The 19,949-nt window shown below is 64.8% G+C and carries 13 protein-coding genes; 6 read left to right on the top strand and 7 right to left on the bottom strand.

Annotated features, from left to right (window positions below):
• The first annotated feature begins 42 nt into the window (after positions 1-42).
• From GAU_RS21750 to GAU_RS21745, 3 genes are all read left to right on the top strand, one after another.
• The gene (locus GAU_RS21750) at positions 43-339 is read left to right on the top strand and encodes a FeoA family protein (protein WP_012682106.1); all 297 of its coding nucleotides are present in this window, start codon (positions 43-45) and stop codon (positions 337-339) included.
• A gap of 83 nt (positions 340-422) precedes the next feature.
• Positions 423-2,564, top strand: coding sequence for a ferrous iron transport protein B (gene feoB / locus GAU_RS03135; RefSeq protein ID WP_052574209.1), 2,142 nt, complete (start codon positions 423-425; stop codon positions 2,562-2,564).
• 21 nt (positions 2,565-2,585) lie between these two features.
• Positions 2,586-2,717: a FeoB-associated Cys-rich membrane protein gene (locus tag GAU_RS21745; protein ID WP_083765419.1), complete on the top strand. Its 132-nt coding sequence runs from the start codon at positions 2,586-2,588 to the stop codon at positions 2,715-2,717.
• 10 nt (positions 2,718-2,727) lie between these two features.
• Here the strand turns inward: GAU_RS21745 and GAU_RS03130 are convergent, their stop codons facing one another.
• From GAU_RS03130 to GAU_RS03120, 3 genes are read right to left on the bottom strand one after another with little or no spacing between them, the layout of a single operon-like run.
• Positions 2,728-3,453: a hypothetical protein gene (locus tag GAU_RS03130; protein ID WP_156798880.1), complete on the bottom strand. Its 726-nt coding sequence runs from the start codon at positions 3,451-3,453 to the stop codon at positions 2,728-2,730.
• Complete coding sequence (locus tag GAU_RS03125) at positions 3,450-4,139, bottom strand: HAD family hydrolase (RefSeq protein ID WP_012682103.1); 690 nt, start codon at positions 4,137-4,139, stop codon at positions 3,450-3,452. The genes GAU_RS03130 and GAU_RS03125 overlap by 4 nt, the downstream gene beginning before the upstream one ends.
• Positions 4,136-5,098: a DMT family transporter gene (locus tag GAU_RS03120; RefSeq protein ID WP_012682102.1), complete on the bottom strand. Its 963-nt coding sequence runs from the start codon at positions 5,096-5,098 to the stop codon at positions 4,136-4,138. Before GAU_RS03120 ends, GAU_RS03125 begins: the two co-directional genes overlap by 4 nt.
• A 53-nt stretch (positions 5,099-5,151) precedes the next feature.
• Between GAU_RS03120 and GAU_RS03115 the strand changes: the two genes are divergently transcribed.
• Positions 5,152-5,583, top strand: coding sequence for a DUF6941 family protein (locus tag GAU_RS03115; protein WP_012682101.1), 432 nt, complete (start codon positions 5,152-5,154; stop codon positions 5,581-5,583).
• Between the two features lie 39 nt (positions 5,584-5,622).
• Here GAU_RS03115 and GAU_RS03110 read toward each other — a convergent pair whose 3' ends face one another.
• The 4 genes from GAU_RS03110 to GAU_RS03095 form a co-directional block, all read right to left on the bottom strand.
• On the bottom strand, positions 5,623-6,399 hold the full coding sequence (locus GAU_RS03110) for a C40 family peptidase (RefSeq protein ID WP_041265212.1): 777 nt from the start codon (positions 6,397-6,399) through the stop codon (positions 5,623-5,625).
• 51 nt (positions 6,400-6,450) lie between these two features.
• The gene (locus tag GAU_RS03105) at positions 6,451-10,338 is read right to left on the bottom strand and encodes a GAF domain-containing protein (protein ID WP_156798879.1); all 3,888 of its coding nucleotides are present in this window, start codon (positions 10,336-10,338) and stop codon (positions 6,451-6,453) included.
• A gap of 77 nt (positions 10,339-10,415) precedes the next feature.
• The gene (locus GAU_RS03100; protein ID WP_012682098.1) at positions 10,416-14,978 is read right to left on the bottom strand and encodes a translocation/assembly module TamB domain-containing protein; all 4,563 of its coding nucleotides are present in this window, start codon (positions 14,976-14,978) and stop codon (positions 10,416-10,418) included.
• Positions 14,978-17,284: a BamA/OMP85 family outer membrane protein gene (locus tag GAU_RS03095; RefSeq protein WP_012682097.1), complete on the bottom strand. Its 2,307-nt coding sequence runs from the start codon at positions 17,282-17,284 to the stop codon at positions 14,978-14,980. Before GAU_RS03095 ends, GAU_RS03100 begins: the two co-directional genes overlap by 1 nt.
• A 49-nt stretch (positions 17,285-17,333) precedes the next feature.
• Between GAU_RS03095 and GAU_RS03090 the strand changes: the two genes are divergently transcribed.
• Both GAU_RS03090 and GAU_RS03085 read left to right on the top strand, forming a co-directional pair.
• The gene (locus GAU_RS03090; RefSeq protein WP_169307576.1) at positions 17,334-18,923 is read left to right on the top strand and encodes an ABC transporter substrate-binding protein; all 1,590 of its coding nucleotides are present in this window, start codon (positions 17,334-17,336) and stop codon (positions 18,921-18,923) included.
• Between the two features lie 19 nt (positions 18,924-18,942).
• Complete coding sequence (locus GAU_RS03085) at positions 18,943-19,863, top strand: ABC transporter permease (RefSeq protein ID WP_012682095.1); 921 nt, start codon at positions 18,943-18,945, stop codon at positions 19,861-19,863.
• The last annotated feature ends 86 nt before the right edge of the window (positions 19,864-19,949 follow it).

Below are 19,949 nucleotides of genomic sequence, written 5' to 3'. Positions count from 1 at the left end.
ATCTTCAAGCCGTTACCTTGAGAACCATTCTCAACCGATACGGTGGCCACACTGTCCCTCCCTACTTTGCAGGTCGCTGACACGACCACCGCCTCGAGCGCACCACGAGTAACGCGTGCGCTCAATTCGTGCGGAGCAGGAACCCGGGTCACGGTGGTCGACATCGATTGTGCGGGTGACGAAGCCTGTCGATTGCGGGCGTTGGGGTTGTGCGAAGGCACGGCCGTGAATGTGATCGACGCTCGTGACGCGATGCTCCTGGAAGTCCGGGGAACACGGCTGGCGCTTGGCGCCGCCCTGACGGCGGGCATCACCGTTCAGCTCGTGGCCCGCGCCTGAGCGGCGCGCGCCCCTTTGTACCCTGACGTGGCCGCGGGTAGCGACGTTCCCGGCTGTGCCCGTGATCATCCGGTAGGCGCATCATGAGCATGCCCAGCACGTCCCCGTCGCCAGTCGCCACTGACGCATTGCGCGTGGCGATCATCGGCAATCCGAACACCGGCAAGACGACTCTCTTCAACGCCCTCACGGGCCTGCGCCAGCGCGTCGGCAATTTTGCCGGCGTCACGGTCGAACGTGTCGAAGGCAGTCTCAAAGGCCCCGACGGTCGTCGTATTCTCGTCCTCGATTTGCCGGGGAGCTACTCGCTCTCTGCCGGCTCGCCCGACGAGCAGATCGCACTGGACGTACTGCAGCGCCGCGACACCGATCGGTGGCGTCCCGATGTCGTGCTGGTTGTGGTCGACGCCGTGCACCTCGAACGGAATCTGTTCCTCGCCAGCCAAGTGCTCGAACTGGGCGTGCCGGTGGTCCTCGCGCTCAATCAGTTCGATGTGGCGCAGGCCGAAGGCATCACCATCGATATCCCAGAGCTCATCCACGAGATGGGCGTGCCGATCGTTCCCACGGTCGCCAAAAATGGTGAAGGCATCGAGCCGCTCAAACAGGCGCTGCTGACCGCCGCGGTGTTGCCGGCGCCCACGCGTCGCTTTGTTTTGCCGGAGACCGTTCGCACGGCACTGGCGCCTGTCGAAATGCGCCTCATCGACGACGGCTTCTTGCCGGGTGCAGCGGCCATGGAAGCGCTGCGTGTGCTCGGTGTGGAACGCACCGACGCACATCTTGCAGAGGTTGCCGGCTTGGCCGATGCGGTGCGACAGGCGACCGGCACACTGCAAGCCGCTGGATTCCGGCCATCGCGGCTCGAATCTGAAGTGCGCTACGCATGGATTGCCGAAGTCGTCGGTCGCACGGTCACGCGCACCAAGGAAACCCACGCGAGCTCCCTGTCCGATCGTATCGACCGAATAGCGCTGCATCGTGTCGGTGGCCCACTGCTCTTCCTGTTGCTGATGGCTGTGGTGTTCCAGTCCGTATTCACGTGGGCGGCTCCCCTGATGGATGGCATCGAGGCGCTGATTGCCAGTGCCGGCAGCGCCGTGGGTACGCTGCTTCCCGAAGGCGACCTGCGGTCGCTCATCGTGGACGGGGTGTTTGGTGGCGTAGGCTCTGTGCTCGTGTTCCTGCCGCAAATCGCCATTCTGTTCACGTTCATCGGCGTGCTCGAGCACTCCGGTTACATGGCGCGTGCGGCGTTCCTCATGGACCGCGTCATGCGATCAGTGGGACTGCACGGCAAGAGCTTCATCCCGATGTTGTCCGGATATGCCTGCGCGGTACCAGGCATCATGGCCACCCGTACCATCGAAGACCCGAAGGACCGCCTCGCCACCATCATGGTGGTGCCGCTCATGAGTTGCTCGGCGCGCTTGCCGGTGTACACGCTGCTCATTGGTGCGTTCGTCCCGGCAACGGCACTGCTGCCCGGACTCACACTGCAGGGTGCGACCATGTTGGGCATGTACCTGCTCGGCACGGTGGCTGCGCTGATTGCTGCCGCGATCTTCAAGCGCACGATGCTGAAGGGACCGGTGCGGCCCATGATTCTCGAGCTGCCGCCGTATCGTTGGCCCAGTCTCCAGACGTTGGTCATTTCCGTGTACCAGCGCTGCCAGTTGTTTGTGCAGCGCGCCGGTACGGTGATCCTGTCGCTGTCCATCGTCCTGTGGGCGATGGCCACGTATCCGAAGACGGCGCCGGATCCGGCGCTCTCACCGGAAATGCAGCAGGAGCAGCAGCTCGAGCACTCGGTGCTCGGTCGGGTGGGTCACGCGATTGAACCCGCGGTACGCCCCTTGGGGTATGACTGGAAGATCGGCGTATCGATCGCCGCCAGCTTTGCGGCACGCGAAGTGTTCGTCTCCACGATGGGCACCATCTACGGCGTGGGCAGTGAGGACGAAGCTGCGCTCACCGAGCGACTGCGGGCAGAAAAGGATGCCACCGGTCGACCGGTGTATTCACCGCTCGTCGCCGTTGGACTGATGGTGTTTTACGTCTTCGCCCTGATGTGCATGAGCACGTCGGCGATCACGGTGCGCGAAGCAGGTGGTGGCGCGATCGGATGGAAGTGGGCCGGCGTCCAGTTTGTGTACATGCTGGGGCTGGCCTACGGCGCGGCCTGGGTGGTGTACGCAGGTGGTCGCGCCCTGGGCTTTGGTTGAACGACAAACCGAGAGGCAGTGATGTCGACGGTGATCGTGGTGCTGATCGTGTCGGGCGCCGTGTGGTATGCCGGCGCGCAGTTGTGGAAGGCGTTCGCGGCCGCCCGCAAACCCAAGAGCGGGTGCGGTAGCGACTGTGGCTGCGGGCACTGACGACCCAGCCCTACCCTTCTTCGAGCAGTGAGCGAATCTCGTTCCAAGCTTCGTCTGACGCCGAGAACGTCTCCTGCACCGCCACAATCCAGCGTCGCCAATCCGCGATGCGCGTGTCCATCTCACCGCCGCGCAGATCGGCCGCCGCCATGGCGACACGTTCGAGGGCATCGAACATGGGTTCGGCCTCGTCCTCCATCGCGGCCTCGAGCGCACGCTGTTGCGCGACATCCTCGGGGTATCGGATCGCGGCAATCTCCGAAAGCGCACGCAGCATCTCCTCGGCCAGACGCGCGCCATCGAGCAGAGCCACCTGTCGTTCGGGATCAGTCACGCCCTGAATGGCGCGGCGCACGGCCAACAGAGGTGCGAGCCAGCGATCATGCGCTCCCTGCAGTGTCACATCATGCGCCGCCGACAGTGTGAGGCCACTCGCCCGTCCGCCCCGCATCATTTCCGGCACCCGACATGCCAGCTCCACCAATGCCAGGCCAAGCGTCCGCAATGAACCATCACCCGACAGCTCGAGCACATCGTGCTCACGCAGGTACACCGTGAGCGAGGCGTTGGCCAGCGCCACCCCGTCAATACCTTCGAGATCGAGGCGCCACGCAGCAGCAGGTGGCCAGGCGATCACCAAGCCATCGGTTTCGAGTGTGGCCGTGCCCAGTGCATCGACTTCGCGTCCACGCACCATGCCTACTACTCGCGTCGCGATCGGCCCGACAAGACTCACGACAGCATCGCCTCCACCACCGCGTCCGTGTCCTCGAGGGAAACGAAGACCGCCGCAGGATCATGCTCAGCCAGCGCCTCCACCGAATAGCGTCCGGTGGCCACGCCAATCGCGCGCACACCGATCGAACGTCCGCAGTGAATGTCGGCGGGTGTATCGCCAATGATCACCAACTGATCACCGGCAATCGCGCGTCCCAGATAGGACTCAGCGCGACCGCGGGCAATGGAGGGAAGCTCGGGACGATGCTCATGGTCGCATCCAAACGCGTTCACGACAAACTGATCGAACGCCACGCCGACAGCGGCGAGTTTTTGCCGAGCGCCCTGCTGCACATTGCCTGTGAGCAGGCCGAGGGTCACATCGTCCCGTCCGCGCAACCGATCAAGCAAGGGCAACACGCCGGCGCAGAGTACCGCCTGATCGGGGCGATCACGCAATTCGTCCGCCAGGTTCTCCAGGTAGCGCGCGATCAGGACATCCATCTGCGCCAGAATCGCATCCTCGGCAATGCCCGCTTCACGCATCTGTTCGCGGATGATCTGTCGATCGGTCTTGCCGTCATAGCGGTACTCGGTATCGCCAACCGCACCGTGCAGCGCCTGCATGGCGCGCTCCATCGCACGGCGACCGGCGCCGTCGGTACGCAGCAACGTGCCATCGATATCGAACAACACCACCTTCATGCGCGCCTCAATGCTTCAGGAGTTTCTGCGGGAGCCATCGCCTTCCGTGATACCCGCGTGAGCAACAGACCGCCCAGAATGAAGGCCGCCCCCAGCAACTGCCATCCGCTGGGCTGTTCATGCAGCATCAGCCACGCCACCCCCAACGCGATCACCGGCTGCAGGTTGCTGTACATGGAGGTACGGGTCGGCCCGAGCACCCGCACACCGTGGTAGTACAGCAGATAGGCCACCACGAGCGCGCCAATTCCCGCGTACGCCACCGAGCCCCATGCCGCCAGCGGCACGGCACTCCACTCGAGACGCAACATCTCAGGCAGCGCCACCGACACGATCACCAGGGCTCCGCTCGACATGGTCACGGCCGAGAGATGCAGCGGGTGGGCATTCTGTGTATGAGGCTGCAGCAACACGGTGAACAACGCCCAGCAAACACTGCCACCGGCCATGAGCGCAGCGCCCAGCATCACGCCACCCTCGCCGTCGAAAGCGTGCGTGCTGCCCACCACGCAGGCCACGCCCAGCAACTGCAGACCGATGCCAACCAGCGATACGCCAGTGACACGTTCCCGCCCGATGATCTGCGAGATGATGGCGATCCAGGCCGGCGTGGCAGCGACGATCAATGCCGCCACACCAGCGCGTGTGCGTGACAACCCGAAAATGAACAACAGTTGATAGAGGCCGTTGCCGAGCAATCCGATGAGCAGCAACTGGATACGCTGGCGTCCCGACGGCCAGGGAACGTCACGCACCAAGGCGGCCAGGGTGAACAGCACCACGGTCGCGAGTACGACACGCGTGCCGTTGAAGACCAGTGGCGACAGATAGGCCAGGCCAGCCTTCACCACACTGTAGTTCACCCCCCAGATCACTGCCATGAACACCAACCAGGCGTCCGTGGCCCCAAAGCCGTGGCGTGCGGGGGACGCGGCGGCGGGAGCGGGGTCAGAGGGCATGCTCAAATCTAGGGGGAGCGTGCCGACCGCTGGTAGCGCCGTTAGCTTGGGGCATGAACGTCTCCTTTGCGCTCTTCGCCGACGCGGCGAACATCTCCCAGGAAGGAAAGCTCAACATCCTGGGCATTTTCGACTCGGTCCATGTGGGCCAGTTCCCCAGTCTGCATCCGCGCGGTACGCTGGTGCTGCGCATCAAGGCCTCGCCTTCCGATCAGGGCATCCACCAGTTGGCGCTCCGGTGGATCAATCCACGCGGCGTCGAGTTGTGGACATCGCAGGCAGAACTGGAGATCGGACCACCGCCACCCAATGCCGCCGATGTCGACATGCCGGTGATCGTGCAGCTCGACCTGCCATTGGATATCGTGGGCGACTATCGCATGACAGTCACCATCGATGAGCGACCGCAGACCATTGCCGTGCTGCACGTGCGTGGCGGAGCAGCGCCGATCGTACCACCAGCCAACGGTCAGTTGATGAGCTGATTCCGCGTCGGCGGGCAGCCTACGCCGACGCTTCGCGCATCAGGGGATACGAAGGCGATGCACACCCGTGCACTGCGTACGGAGCCGCGCCACATATGGATCGTCCGCGTCGAGGCGTTCGATGGTTACACCGCCCCGTGTCAGGGCACTGTGCACCATACGACCGTCACCCAAGGCCATCCCCACATGGGTGACGCGCCGGTCGTCACGATCCGAGAAGAACAACAGATCTGACGGGGCATGGGCTGCAGCGGCATCCTCGGTCACGGCATCCGTGGCCAGGGCCTGTTGCCACGCATCGCGCGGCAACGTGACACCGTGCAACAGGGCAATGCGTTGCATCAGCCCCGAGCAGTCCACGCCCCAAGGCGTCACGCCACCCCACAGGTAGCTGGCTCCACTGAACAAGGCAGCGGCGCTGGCAGCAATGGCCGCACCATTCATCAGGAAATGTGGCGCACGGGCATCGGCCGGTATCGCCAACCCCTCCAGCACATCGGTGGACGGCGCGAGACGTGCGCCCAGTGGCAACGCATGCACCACCCCTTGAGCCTCGCGAACCACACATCCGAGTGACCACCGCCAGTCCGCTTCACCGCCCTGGCTGGGCGTGAGATAGCCGACATGTGTCCATCCTTCGTAGCCATCGATACCGCGCACCTGCACCCAATCGCCGCGCCCATCGATCACCTCCACGACCTCGCCGGCCAACAACTGCGATGTCAGCGCCGTGGAAATGCGTGGCTCGCCAAGCAGCGGGGCAATGGCCGCACGCACGGTGCGCCGATCGGTTGCAGGTTGGCTCGATGTGTTCATGGCGAATCAGAAAGGCGGCGACAGAAGCGGTGACAACGGTGACACCAGGAGCTACGGCGCGTCCCCGAGAATCTGCCGGAGGCGGGCATCGAGCTCCGTCAGCGTGAAGGGCTTCGCCAGCACGGGCCGTCCGGTCTGACGCACAAAACGCGCAGCATGATCGCTGTGCATGTCGCCGGTCATGAACACCACGCGCGCCGCCTGATCAGGATAGGCATCGATCATGGTCTCGTACACGTCCTCACCGGTGATGCCCTGCATTCGCAAGTCGAGCAGGATGAGGTCGTAGCTGCGGGCGTGCAGGGCATCGAGTGCTGTACGACCGTCTTCCGCGACATCTACCTCATATCCCAACGTGCGCAGGAAGCGACTGATGGCCGACCGCAACGTGGCCTCATCCTCGAGCAGCAAGATCGTGTATGAGACACCCGTCTCCGTCGCGATAGCCGGCGCCAGCGGGGCCGGCGGCGGCATGGTGATGGGCGTGGAGTGCGACATTCGCGGCGTGGCCAATGCCTCCGTGATCGCACTGACCGCCTCCGAGCTGCGAGGGGTCAGACGGCGATCGGCCAATGCGGGCGCGCCGGCCACGGGGAGGCGTACCACCGCCGTGACCCCTTCACCGAATCGCGAGACGATATCGAGCTGACCACCATGATCGCGCACGATGGCATGGGCGATCGTCAGGCCCAGTCCTCGCTGCCCCCGTGCGGAACGGGTGGTGAACATGGGCTCCACCACACGACGCAGATGCTGGGGCAGGATACCGGGGCCGTTGTCCCGAACCGTGAGCAACACCGTCTCACCATCCGCACGGGCTTCGAGTTCCAGTACCCGGTCGCCACTGTTTTCCGACAGGGCCTGCTCCGCGTTCGTGAGCAGATTCGACACGACCTGCTGGAGTTGCAGCGGATCGCCGTGCACCGCCGGCAAATCGGCTTCGAGCATGGTAGACACGCCGATGTGCTGCGCCTTGAAGCTGTGACTGAACAGATCGAGGGCACGGCGCAACACCGTGGTCAGATCGAGTGCCGAACGCCGTCCACCGATCTGCGGTGCTTCACCGGTGGTGTCGAGCAACTGATTCACGATGCGGGAAGCACGGCGCGCTTCCTCCACCATCTGCTGCATCGCGCGACGATCGTCCTCGACCAGTTGGGTGGACGTGACGTGCAGTTCGGCCACTGCCAGCAGACTGGCCAGGGGATTGTTCAACTCGTTGGCCACCCGGCCGAGCGACTGGCCCACGGCCGCCAGACGTGCCTGCTGCAACTGGGCTTCGCGCTGGATCTCGTCATTGGTGACATCACGAACAATCGCGAGCGCGCCCACCACCTGCCCCGACGCGTGAATCGGTGCCGAGGTGACCATCGTCATGCGTGGCCCCGTGAAGCTGAGGCAGCGAATATGCAGACGAAGACGCTGCCCGCTCAGAGTGGCCCGCATCGCCTGCATCGCCTGCGGATGATCGACCGCATCGACCATCGTGCTGAAATGTGTGCCGATCACCTGATCTCGACGCAGCCCGGCTTCGTCGAGCAGGCACTGATTCACCGATGTGAAACGCCCTTCGAGATCAACCGTGAAGATCGCGTCGCTCGCGCTGTCCACGAGCCGGGAGTACAGCACTTCGGAGTGCTCGCGGGCGAGTGCATCGGCGCGTTGTTCGGTGATGTCCCGCAAACAGGCCACCGTACCACGGATGACACCGAGCTCCACCAGCGGTGTCGAGCTCACCTGCACCACGCGCCGCGAGCCATCGGCGCGCAACACTTCGCACTCGTACCGGACCCGCTCGCCCTGACGCACCGCGACCTCATTGGCGGTGACCGTCGCCAGCCAATCTGGTGCGATCATATCGCTCGCGGGCACGGCGCTCAGATCCCGGCGCTGAAACAGCGTCTTGGCGGCGGGGTTGGCGAACGTGACCTGACCATTCAGGTCGGTGATGACAATGGCGTCGGACACCGTCTCGAGCACATTGCGGTGCTGTTCGGCCAGTCGCGCCGTATCGGTGACATCGTCGAATGTGATGACACAACCACCGCTGGGATGGGCGCTGATGAGCACCGACAGCAGACGCCCGCGCGCATGATCCCGAATCGTCTCGCGCACGGCGGCACCATCGCGCATCGCGCGGGCGATCGATGCATCGATCGTGGTGGCTTCCGGCCCGTCCGTCGAGGACAACAGCACATCACGAAAGCGCCGTCCCAGCAATCCGGGGATGGTGGTGCCACACAACTCCGCAGCGCGCGAGTTACAACGGCTCACGGTGAGGGATTCTTCGAGCACCACGATACCACTGGCTGTGCTGTCGAACGCCAACTTCCACTCACGCGTGGCCTTCTCCACCTCTTCGAACAGCCGCGCATTGTCGATCGCCACGGCCACCTGATCGGCAAGCCGCTGCAAGACCTTCGCATCGTCCTGGTCGAAGGGCCGTTCGCGGTTCATGACGGTGATGGCGCCAATGGTCCCCCGGCCCGTGCCCAGAGGGGCCATGACAACGCGCTGGATGCGAGCCAATTGCTGCACCGTGCGCGTAATCGGGGTCTCGTTGCTCATTTCATTGAGCACGACGAGCTCGTTGCCCTGCACGCAGCGGCCCAACAAACTCGAGCTGATCGGCAGGTGCACCCCACTGAGCACATCCGCGGTGCCGGCTGCCGCGACGATGTGCAGGTAGTCACCGGTGCGCAGCGCGATGCAGGCCCCTTCCACACCAAGCAACGACACCGAGTGCCGGAGGATGAGACGCAACACCTCACCCAGTCGCAGCGATTCACCAACCGCACGGGCCACGTCGGCCAGCGCTTCCGTGGTGCGCCGCTCACGTTCACTCTCCGCATACCGTCGCGCATTCGCCAATGCCGTAGCGGCCTGCGACGCCATCGTGGCCAGGACTTCTTCGTCTTCCGCGGTGTACAGATCGGCATTGGTGGAATGCACCGCCAACACACCGATCAGCCGGATCCCCACACGCATCGGCACCGCTACCACCGACGTGGCCGCATCCGATTCGCCGATGACATCGTGCAGCGACAGCGGGGGCACCAGACCGGCTTTCTCACGTGCCCGATCCGCGTCTCGATCACCCACCCGAACCGGTCGGCCGGTGCGCGCCACTTCGGCCACCAGTCCCTCTCCCAACCGCATCACACCGCGTGGACGTTCGGCACCGCGCACGATACGCAGGCTCGTGGTGAGGATGTCGTTGTGGAGATCGGGCACCAGTACCACCACACCATCGCACCGCACGGCACGTTGTGCCTGGCGCGCCAGCTCGCGCATGATCTCCTGCTCGTCGAGCGATCGCGTGAGCGACGTGCCCGCCTCCTGCAGCAGTTGCAAACGCTCGTGACGTTGCTCGGCGAGGGCCTGTAGCGCATCGAAGGCCACGCGCGCCGACAGGTGGCGCACCACCGTTTCGATCTCACGCAGGCGTGCCGCATCCGGCCGCTGACCATCCCGCGCACCGGCCAGCTTGACGAACCCCAGAATCTCCTGCCGCGCCCCCCGCAGCACCCCGACGATCAGATCAGTGGCCAACCATTGGGCGTCCTGACGATCTGCTGTGGGCTCCGAACCAAAAAACTCGCGGGACACCCAGCCATCGCTGCCATCGAGGAAATACAGATCACCCACCCGAAATCGATCGAGGTGCGGCAATCGGCGTCGCCAGACAGCGCCAGGCAACGGAGTCTGCGGCAGTGAGATCCCCGTAGCACTTTCGGGACCGCCCGCCACGCCGCCGCTGATCGGATTCAGTGATGCGTCGCGCAGCGAGATGATGACACGATCGAAGCCGAACTGCCCGTGCAAAGCATCGGCCGCCACCTGAAGCCGTGCGTCGGTGCTCTCGGCGCCATCGATGGCGACGAGGACCTCGGTAGTCGACAGCGTCGTCGACCGGGCAGCGGCAGCGGAGGAGTGCATGGGATATGGGATGACGAGCGACGACACGCGGGGGATACAACGTAGCCCCCACGGCACACCGCCGTGAGTCGGAACCGTCAGAACGTCCAGTATCGGAAGAAGTCGATACCGATCTGGGGAGGAGTCTGCTGAAAGGTACGACTGATGCCCAGTCGTCCACAGGCTTGCGCACTGGACGCGGGTTCCAGACCCAGCGCCACGCTCATGCCTCGATCGAAGCGGCGTTCCACTTTCACACCCAGCCCTTCGGCAAACAACGACAGCGCGTCGCCGCTACCGGTCTGCGGTGCCAGCCCGCACAGACCGGTGCTGAATGTGAGATAGGTGTTTCGCGCGACCTGCCCGCCCACACCCACGCGGGTGGAGGCGAGGATGCCGAGACCATTCGCGCGCAGGTTTTGTGCATCACCCGGGCTGAGCGCCGTCGGCTCCACCTGCACCACATCGAAGCGCCCGCCCGCCAGACGACTCGACAGATAGGACCCGGCCAGGCGCAGGGCCAACGTGGCGCCCTGTTCCGCATACGGCGTTCCGAGCAGCGCATACGCCGGCTCGCCGGTCACCAGATAACTCAGCATGTCGCTCTCGGGGAGCGGCGGATTGTCCGCGCTGACGAGCGCCAACGTGGGCCGGTTGATCGTGCCGCCGATGTTCACGCGGATGCGCACATCCTGTCGATTGGAATTGGCGCGTGTCTCGCGCACGGTGTGCAGCGCCGTGATATCGAGCGAGGGTTCCAGATCAGGATCGCCAAAAAACCGCACCAGACCACGTTCCACCTCGAACCCGGGACGCGCGATGCCGAGATTGAGCTGATAGGTACCACGATCGACAGTGAGTGAGTCGGCCAGCGCCAAACGTGTCCCACGCCCTTCCCGCGACACCGACCGGGTCACTCGCAACTGGCCGCCCAACTTGAGATTGGCTTCAGGTGAGCGCAGCCAGACATCGTCACCGATCCCAATGCGCACGTCCTCGAGTTGCAGATTCTGCATCAGCGCGTTGGGCGCCGAGGGCAGCAGCCCATTCACGCCAAATCGCGTGGTGTCGATGACATCGAAATTGTCATTGAGATCCAGCGCGCGCCGTTGAGCGAGCTGACTGATGTAGACGCGTCCACGATCGATACGCACCGCACCACGCACGAGGGGCGCATCGGTGTTGCCCGACAGCGAGATCGGAATGGGCGTGGAGATGGTGAGCGACGCCGTGCGAGGTTTGTCGATGGCCAGGAAATTGTTGGCTGCCAATCGGAGTTCGAACGACGGACGCGCGATCTCGGTGATGCCGATGAGTCCCGAGACGCCCAGCGAGTCGTTGGCCGTACCGCTGCGTGCCCCAAAACGACGAATGAGCACGCTGTCTCCAGCCAGGCCGACATCAGCATAGGCCTGTTCGAGACGGATGCCGAGGTTGGCAAGCGTGAGCGCCGCACTGTCCACCCGGAGTTGGCCGCGCAGGCGTGGACGGTCCCAGGTGCCGGTGAGTTGCACATCCGTCTCGAGTGTGCCCGCGGCATGTGTGACATCGGGAAACAGCGATTCCAGCAAGGCGAGATTGGTGCGTTCGCTGACGATGCGCCCGGACAGGGGCTCATCGAGGCGACGCTGACGACTGGAGACGAGCGCCAGGTCGAGTGGCAGCGAGGCGGTGGCCTGCAGGGTGGGTGCCCCGTCCACCCGCAGCGCGCCGGCCAACATCAGGCGCAGCGAATCGTAGTGCGCACGTGCGCTGAGATCGCCAAATCGCACCCGCCCGACAACCGCATCGCGCAGCCCCACGGTACCGTCGAGTCGTGGACGTTCTTTGGTGCCGCTCACGGCCAGTTGCAGATCGGCCGTGCCGCGCGTGATGGCATTGGTGCGCAGCAGACGGCCAAAGTCGCCCAGTGGCACACGATCCGCGTTCACTGTCCCCTCCACCACACCGCCCGCGGCGACCGCACCGTGCAGCGCAATGCGTCCGGTGTCGGTGTGCTGTAGCACGAGCGAATCCAGTGCCCCCAGTGAACCCGGCATCAAGCGCAGCGTCGCCGGCGTGACCAGTGAAAAACCACGGGGACGGGCAAAGCCGCTGTCCACGCGAATGGTGAGCGTGTCCAGGCGCACTTCGGTGGAATCGCCCCGCCGCGAGACACCGCCACCGATCACCACACGCGATTCCGACGGCGTCCGCATGGCGACCGTGAATCGATCCGCGAGCCCTCCACGCAGCGTGGAACGTGCTGTCGCGGCCGACACATCGATACCGGCCACGTAGGCGGAATCGGCGGTGAACATGACGGTCCCATTCGCCGCGCGCAGCACATCTTCGACACGTGCATCGACATTGGCGCGCTGCGCACGCGAGGTCGCCACCACCAGTCCACTGATATCCGCACGCAGATCCACATCGAGTCCACGGGTGTCCAGCGTGTCGATGGAGCCGAACAGACTGCCCATGAGTTCCGCCGTGCCTCGCAGCGTATCAGACGGCAGGACGAGGGCACGGGCACTGTCCGTACCCGTGGCCGACAACCAGGGACGCAGTCCGCCCAGGGAATCGATCTGCACCGTGAAATGCACCGAGTCCCGGCGGGACTGATCGAGCCCAAGGCCGCCGCGCGCGGTGAGCCGGAGCGCAGAGCTCTCCACGGCCAGCGTGTCGATGAACACATGCCCTGAATCGAATCGGAACGCCGCCGTCCCGCCGAAGACACGGGCGTCGGCGATGCGGGAGAACTGATCGACGGTCGCACTGAGTGGTCCGCGCATCGTGGAAAGCACCTCACCCTCCATGTGCACCGTACCCGCCATGGACAGGGTGGTGACCGGATACCGATTGTCGCCGAACAGCGACTGCAGATTGGCTCCGCGCAAGCGCCAGGAGCCAAACGCCCCGATCGTGGGATCGAGGGCGTCGGCCAGGCCGGTGAAGGCCAACTCGCCGCCCTCACCGGCCAACGTCGTCTGCACCTCGAACTTGTCGGCCATGCCACGGGCCGTGATGCGCCCCACAGCCGCACCGCGCAGTGGCAGGTTGGGATAGGAGCGCGACAAGGTCGTGTACGACAACGGCAGCGCCTGCAGGTCCACATCGAACCATGTGCCTTCCGGAACCAGCGTGTAGTGACCACTGCCGGTGAAGCGCGAAGATTGCCCGGGTCCGTCCACCAGCTCGATATCGGCATCGGTGAACGAGGCGTCGTACCACAACGAATCCAGGCGCACCCGCCCACGGGCAAACCCGTTCAGCTCCGCAAACATGGGGTTCACGAAACGGGGCGTACGGAAATCGAGTGTGTCCAGCGTGAGCTCGACGCCTTTGAGAATGGCTTCGGCGGGCGTGTAGAGATTGAGCTTGCCCGTCGCACGCCCACGAGACACGGCACCGGGCACATGTTCATCGGCGAACGCAAATGTCGCCGACTCCACCGCCCAATCCGTCACGTAGCCACCACTGGCGACCAGCTTCCCGGTGATCTTGCCCTTCCAGTCATAGGGGAACGGTTCCCCGTTCATCCACTGCAGCAAGTCCGTGTGCGCGGGCTGCATATCGAGATTGACGCCCGTGAGGCGCACCACCGGCCCGCCCACGCCCCAGGTCATATCGCCGCGAATGCGTGATTGCAGGGCGTTCGCATCCATGTTGCGGATGATGTATTCGATGATGGCCAGATTGCGCGGATCATTGCGGATGGTGAGATGGGCCCGCCCGCCACCGCTGTGCGGGATGGTCTCGTCCAACCACGCGATATCGGTCATCGACACCGTGTCGAGCTGCAACCCGACATCGTAGCGCACCGGCAGGTCGCTGCCCCACACCACCTTTGCCCCACCACGGGCCACAGAACCCGGCAAGGCAAATTTTGCGCTATCCACCCAGAGCGTGTCGCCCACCTTCCGCACATCACCGCTCAGATCCTTGAACCAGATCGGAGGATAGTCCCACATCACATCGAGACGCTTCACATCGAATCGCAATCCGGCACTGTCGGGATCGGCGATGCGGGAACGGCCCAGCGCTACGTTGCCACGCAGGAAGCGGTACACCTTCACGTAGCGATCATCCTCACGCAGCACATCCATATCGAGGCGCGTGAGATTGTAGGTCAGCGCGCTGTCACGCTGCGCGCCCCGCAACGTGTCGGAGAGCGCCCACGGCAGCTTGGCCACAAACGTGAGTTCGTTGAGTGTGGCGGTGTCCACCACGATGTAGCGCCCGAGCCGTCCCGGATTCATCGACGGACGTGGCGCGCGTTTGCGGAGCGCCCGCTTCCAGTTCCAGTCGTCGTCGCCATAGTCGACGAGGGTGACCTGGGGACGGTCCACCTCGAGCGATCGCACGATCACGCGGAAATCGAGCAGGTCGCGCGGGTCGTACGTCACCCGCACGCGACCCGTGCTCAAAAACGGTGTGCCGTCGGGTGTGCGCAGGTCGATCGAATCGATCGTGATATCGGTGAACAGCGTGCCGCCGATCTTGCCCACATACAAACGCCCCGGAATCGCCGCACGCGCCGCCGGCAACACCGCGCGCAAAATGATGGCCCGTCCACGATCCGTCTGCGTGAGCGCCACGATGCCACCGATGACGGCCACCAAGAGCGTCAGGAGCACGGTGGCCGTGCCCAGTACGATGGTGCGCCGCCTCGGGGCCATCAGAAGGCCTGCCCGATCCAGATGCTCGGATTCAGGCGTCCGAGCAGGCCGGAGCGTCGTACCGGCTGGAACGCGGCCGGACAGGCGCCCGATTCCTGAATCGCCGGCGCCTCAGGCACCGACGAGGCGCTGACCCGAAGACGATTGCCGGGGCTGACGCAATACAATGGCGCAACACCTTTCTGCGGCCGTGCATTGAAGTACGCCGCACCGGCCGGCAGGTCATACGGGTTGTAGCCGAAGTCGATGCGAATGGCCCCAAACGGCGAGGAGATGCGCACACCAGCACCGGGCGTGATTTTCACGATCGGCCCTTCGGACGCCAGCGACACCCCACGCACCGAGCCGCCCCGATTCCACAGACGACCCGCATCCGCAAACGCCGCCAGTTGCAGCAGTCGCGGCGCAATGGGACTGGGCCACTGCGCTTCGAGATTGCCCACCAGCAGCGTATTGCCGCCCGTGGGCACCACGCGCTCCGTTTGCGTGGCTTCTCCGACCCGATAGTACGTCTGCCCGTTCTCGGTCACCTCTTCATACGCGCTGACGATGTAGACGGCAGGGCCAAGCTCGTTCTGACGAAACCCGCGCACCGTCGTCGGTCCGCCCGCATACAGGCGTTCCTGCGGCGGAATGAAGCTGCCCACGCCAGCACCACTGCCACTGCCCTGCACCACACCGGCCTTGAAATGCGCCGTGATCGTGGCGCTGCCCAACATGCGGTACCAGGAGACGTCGCCAATCGCCCGATTGAACTGCTGCGTGCGATCCGACCCGATCAATGTGCTCGCATGACGCAGGGTCACACGCATCAGCGTGCCCTGCGTGGGCCGAAGCGGATCGTTCATGCGCTCGCGGGTAATCGCGTACTCGAGCGCCGCCAGCCGATTGTTGCGCTGCAGAAAGTTGCGCAACTCGCTGTCGCACGCATTGAACACGGCACAGAAGAACGCGGGCTCGGCCTCCGTTCGCCCCAGCTCCAACTGATATGACAACGTGCTCGGCGTGCGCGGTGCGGATTTCCGCGCAAACGGATCACTGATCGACATCACTCCGCCGATGGGCGTTCGGCGTAGATATGCCCGGTATTCGGACAACGTCGAGCTGAACACCGTCAGCGACAGCACGCGCGCCTGATTGGCCCGCACCGGCTGCCGCAATGTCATCGAAGTGTTGTAGTTGAGCGTTCGGCTGTACGGATCCGATCGTGCCTGCCCCTGGCAGAGATCGGGCGCGCCATCGAGCGGATCCCCGATACCGATCTTGCTGAGGCGCGCCGACAATTCGAGACGCTGCGCCATGGGGAGGAAGTCGCGATCGGTCAGCGTACCCTGCGCGCGGAAACAATCGAGCGTGGCCCACCCCAACCCCCCGCGTGCAGCCCAGCGATCACCTTCCACCAGACGCGCCGTCAAGTTGACGATCGTATCACCCGGCGGCTGAATGCTGTCCGGCTGCAGATCCACCCGCTGGAAGACGTCGGTCTGGTAGAGATTGCGCTGCGCATCGATGATGGCCCGCGCCGAATACCAGTCGCCGGTGCGAAGGGCCAATGCACGATGCACCGTGGCATCGGTGACCCGACGTGGGCCATTGCTGGTGTCCACGTCCAGCGCGATGCGTCCGATGCGCGCCCGCGCCCCGGGCACCACGGTCACTTCGATATCGGCCGTGCGCTGTGCAGTATTGGTGGTGTAGGCCAGCAGCGCCTCCGCCTGCGGCCATCCCCGATTGCGCAACCGGCGTACGAGCGTGTCACGCCCAGCCTCCAGCGCGCCACGATCGAACAGACCGCCCACCCGCATGGGGAAGTCGCGAGCGGCCACGCCGATCTCGGGATCACTATCCACGCCGCGCAACGCAAACGCCGACACGCGCATCGGCTCACCTTCTTTCACGGTGAACGTGATATCGATCACGCCAGTCCGCACCGTGCGCACCACCGTATCCACTGCCACATCGGGGAACCCGCGACGACGATAGAGCGTCTCCAACCGCTGCACATCGCGTGAAAACTCCACCGGATCCAGGCAGCGCCGCTCGCCGACCAGCGGTAGACCGGCGAACGACGACGGGATCGTGGCCACCGTCGCCGCCAGCACCGAGGCCGGAAATTCCCGGTTGCCCGCAAAGCGCAGGGCGCGGACTTCCCGGTCCCCTCGCTCGCAGGACAGATCCTGGGCGGCGAGCGGACGAGCCGCCCACCCGATCATCGACAGGATCGAGAGGACAGCCGGAAGCACCACTGCGCGACGGGCCACAATCGCGCGAATGGAAGAGGTCAGGTCATGGACGGATAGACGCACGTTCTATAGCCTACAAGCTCAACCGGCACACTCACCCCGTCAACCTGGCATGACACCGGCTTCGTACTCCGCCACACGTATGCGGTCCATCTGCGCGGCCATCATCGCGATCACACTCGTCGCTCCCGGATGTCGTCGCGCAGACGACGGCAGCTCCGTGCGACACACCCTGGTGGATTCGCGCGACTGGTATGATCCGCGCTCCCTCGATCCCGCCAAGGCGACCGATGTGCCGAGCGGACGGGCAGTGGCGTATCTGTTCGATGGCCTGACGCGGTTCACGCCCTCTGGGGAAGTGGAACCGGCACTCGCGCGCAGTTGGGATGTGTCCCCCGATGGGCTGCGGTACACGTTTCACCTGCGCGACAGCGTGACCTTCCATGACGGCTCGCTCTTCCGGGCGCGTCATGTCAGCCAGTCGTTCCAGCGCCTGCTCCGACCGGAAACCCAGTCCGGCACGGTGTGGCCGCTATTTCCGATTGCGGGAGCACGGGCCACTGCGGCAGGCAAGGATGTGCCACTCGGTCTCGAAACCCCTGATGACACCACAGTAGTCATCACCCTCGCCGAACCGCTGGCGATCTTCCCCAAGCTGCTGGCCATGCCGGCGGCGGCGATCCTGCCCGACCACGTTGGCGTGGATTTCAGCGAGAAGCCGGTAGGCACGGGTCCGTGGAAGCTCGTGCAATGGAAGCATGACGACTTCCTCAAGTTCGCGCGCAACACCAACTACTACGGCGGTGCACCAGCATTCGATACGCTGCTGGCGCGCATCATTCCGGAGCCCTCCACGGCCGTGGCCGAGTTCGAGGCGGGCACCGTGGACATCCTGTACATCCCCGAAGAGCAGACACGCTCCTGGGAAAACACCGACGAGCGACGCGCGAATCTCGTGAGTGCGCCGGCGCTGCGCCTCTGGTACATCGGTGTGAACAGCACCCGCGGTCCGCTCAAGGATGTCCGGGTCCGTCAGGCGCTCGCGCACGCCATCGATGCGCCCACCTTGCTCGCGCAGTTGCTCGCCGGACGAGGCACGGTTGCCGCGGGTGTCGTGCCACCCACCCTCGATGGCTTCGATGCGGCCCGGAAGCCATTTGCCTACGACACGCTGGCTGCCCGTCGACTGCTCACCGAAGCCGGCTACCCCAATGGCATTGATCTCGAGCTGTGGAGTTCGCAGACGTCGCCGTGGCCCCGCCTCGCGCAAACACTCCAGGCCTACCTGGGCGCCGCCAACATTCGGCTCAAGCTGGTGCAGCGTGATGCGAGCGCCATGCGCGCGGCGGCACGCGCAGGCCAGACGGACCTCGTCGTGAAGGATTGGTACGCCGACTACCCGGACGCCGAGAACTTCCTGTACCCGTTGCTGCACACCGCCAACAAGGGCGCGGGTGGCAATGTGTCGTTCTTCAGCAACGCCACCTTCGATCGCCTGGTGGACGAAGCGCGCCGTGAGGCCGACGGACAGCGCCGCGCCACCCTGTATCGCAGCGCCGACTCTCTGGCGTATCAGCAGGTGGGGCTTGTCCCGCTGTTCTTCTATAACGAGATGTATGCCGTGCAGCCGTGGGTGAAGGGGTTTGAAGTCCCGGTGATCTTCAACGGGCAGCGATGGACCAAGGTTTCGCTCGGTCAGTAGTGACCACCCGGGCCGACGCATGACGTTTTTCCTGCTGCGACGGGCACTGCTGTCGATTCCGACGCTCTTCGGCGTGCTCGTCGTGGTGTTCCTCTTGCTCTACGTCGCGCCGGGCGACCCGGTGCAGGCCATGGTGGGCGAACGGGCAGACGCGGCCACCATCGAGCGTCTGCGCGCCGAGCTGCGCCTCGACGATCCGTTGCCGTCGCAGTTTGCCCACTACGCCTCCGGCATTCTCACCGGCGATCTCGGACGTTCGTACATCACCAACCGGCCGATCGTCACCGATATCGCCGAACGGTTTCCGCGCACCTTGCAACTCGCGGGCGCGGCGATGCTGTTGGCGACTCTCTTGGGAGTCAGCATTGGCGCACTGGCCGCGGTGCGTCCGCACGGATGGTTCGACCGGGTGGCGCTCGCCACCACCTATCTCGGGATTTCCTTTCCGGTGTACTGGATCGGGTTGCTGCTGATCCTGTTCTTCGCAGTCACGTTGCGATGGTTCCCCGCCTCGGGTTACGGGCGCCTGGAATTTCTCGTGCTCCCGGCTCTGGCGTTGGGCTCACGCTCGATCGCGTACCTCGCTCGCGTGACCCGGTCGTCGATGCTTGAAGTACTGGGCGCCGACTTTGTGCGCACGGCACGCGCCAAAGGACTCGCCGAACGCACCGTGGTGGTGCGTCACGCCCTGCGCAATGCACTCATGCCGGTGGTGACGGTGATCGGCCTCGACTTCGGCGCGTACCTCACGGGCAGCATTCTTACCGAGACCATTTTTTCGTGGCCCGGCATTGGCCGCTACGTGGTCATGGCCATTTCGCGCCGCGACCTGCCGGCAGTGCAGGGTACGGTGCTGTTCCTGTCGGTGGTGTTCGTGCTGGTGAACCTGCTCACCGATCTGGCCTACGGACGCATCGACCCGCGCGCACGGCGGGCGTGAGCGGCGCCTTGCCCCGCATTGCGACGGGCTTGGGGAGCGGGGGCGAGTAGCGAGTGGCCGCCTGCGGCGGCGATACCGACAGGATC

It is taken from the genome of Gemmatimonas aurantiaca T-27 (genome assembly GCF_000010305.1).
GTDB lineage: Bacteria > Gemmatimonadota > Gemmatimonadetes > Gemmatimonadales > Gemmatimonadaceae > Gemmatimonas > Gemmatimonas aurantiaca.
This window is presented reverse-complemented; position numbering and strand designations above follow the sequence as displayed.

Coding starts and splice junctions, on each gene's coding strand:
- GAU_RS03090 (WP_169307576.1), top strand. CDS start 17,334: ATGACACCGGCTTCGTACTCCGCCACACGTATGCGGTCCATCTGCGCG.
- GAU_RS03085 (WP_012682095.1), top strand. CDS start 18,943: ATGACGTTTTTCCTGCTGCGACGGGCACTGCTGTCGATTCCGACGCTC.
- GAU_RS03105 (WP_156798879.1), bottom strand. CDS start 10,338: ATGCACTCCTCCGCTGCCGCTGCCCGGTCGACGACGCTGTCGACTACC.
- GAU_RS03110 (WP_041265212.1), bottom strand. CDS start 6,399: ATGAACACATCGAGCCAACCTGCAACCGATCGGCGCACCGTGCGTGCG.
- GAU_RS21745 (WP_083765419.1), top strand. CDS start 2,586: ATGTCGACGGTGATCGTGGTGCTGATCGTGTCGGGCGCCGTGTGGTAT.
- GAU_RS03125 (WP_012682103.1), bottom strand. CDS start 4,139: ATGAAGGTGGTGTTGTTCGATATCGATGGCACGTTGCTGCGTACCGAC.
- GAU_RS03100 (WP_012682098.1), bottom strand. CDS start 14,978: ATGGCCCCGAGGCGGCGCACCATCGTACTGGGCACGGCCACCGTGCTC.
- GAU_RS03115 (WP_012682101.1), top strand. CDS start 5,152: ATGAACGTCTCCTTTGCGCTCTTCGCCGACGCGGCGAACATCTCCCAG.
- feoB (WP_052574209.1), top strand. CDS start 423: ATGAGCATGCCCAGCACGTCCCCGTCGCCAGTCGCCACTGACGCATTG.
- GAU_RS03120 (WP_012682102.1), bottom strand. CDS start 5,098: ATGCCCTCTGACCCCGCTCCCGCCGCCGCGTCCCCCGCACGCCACGGC.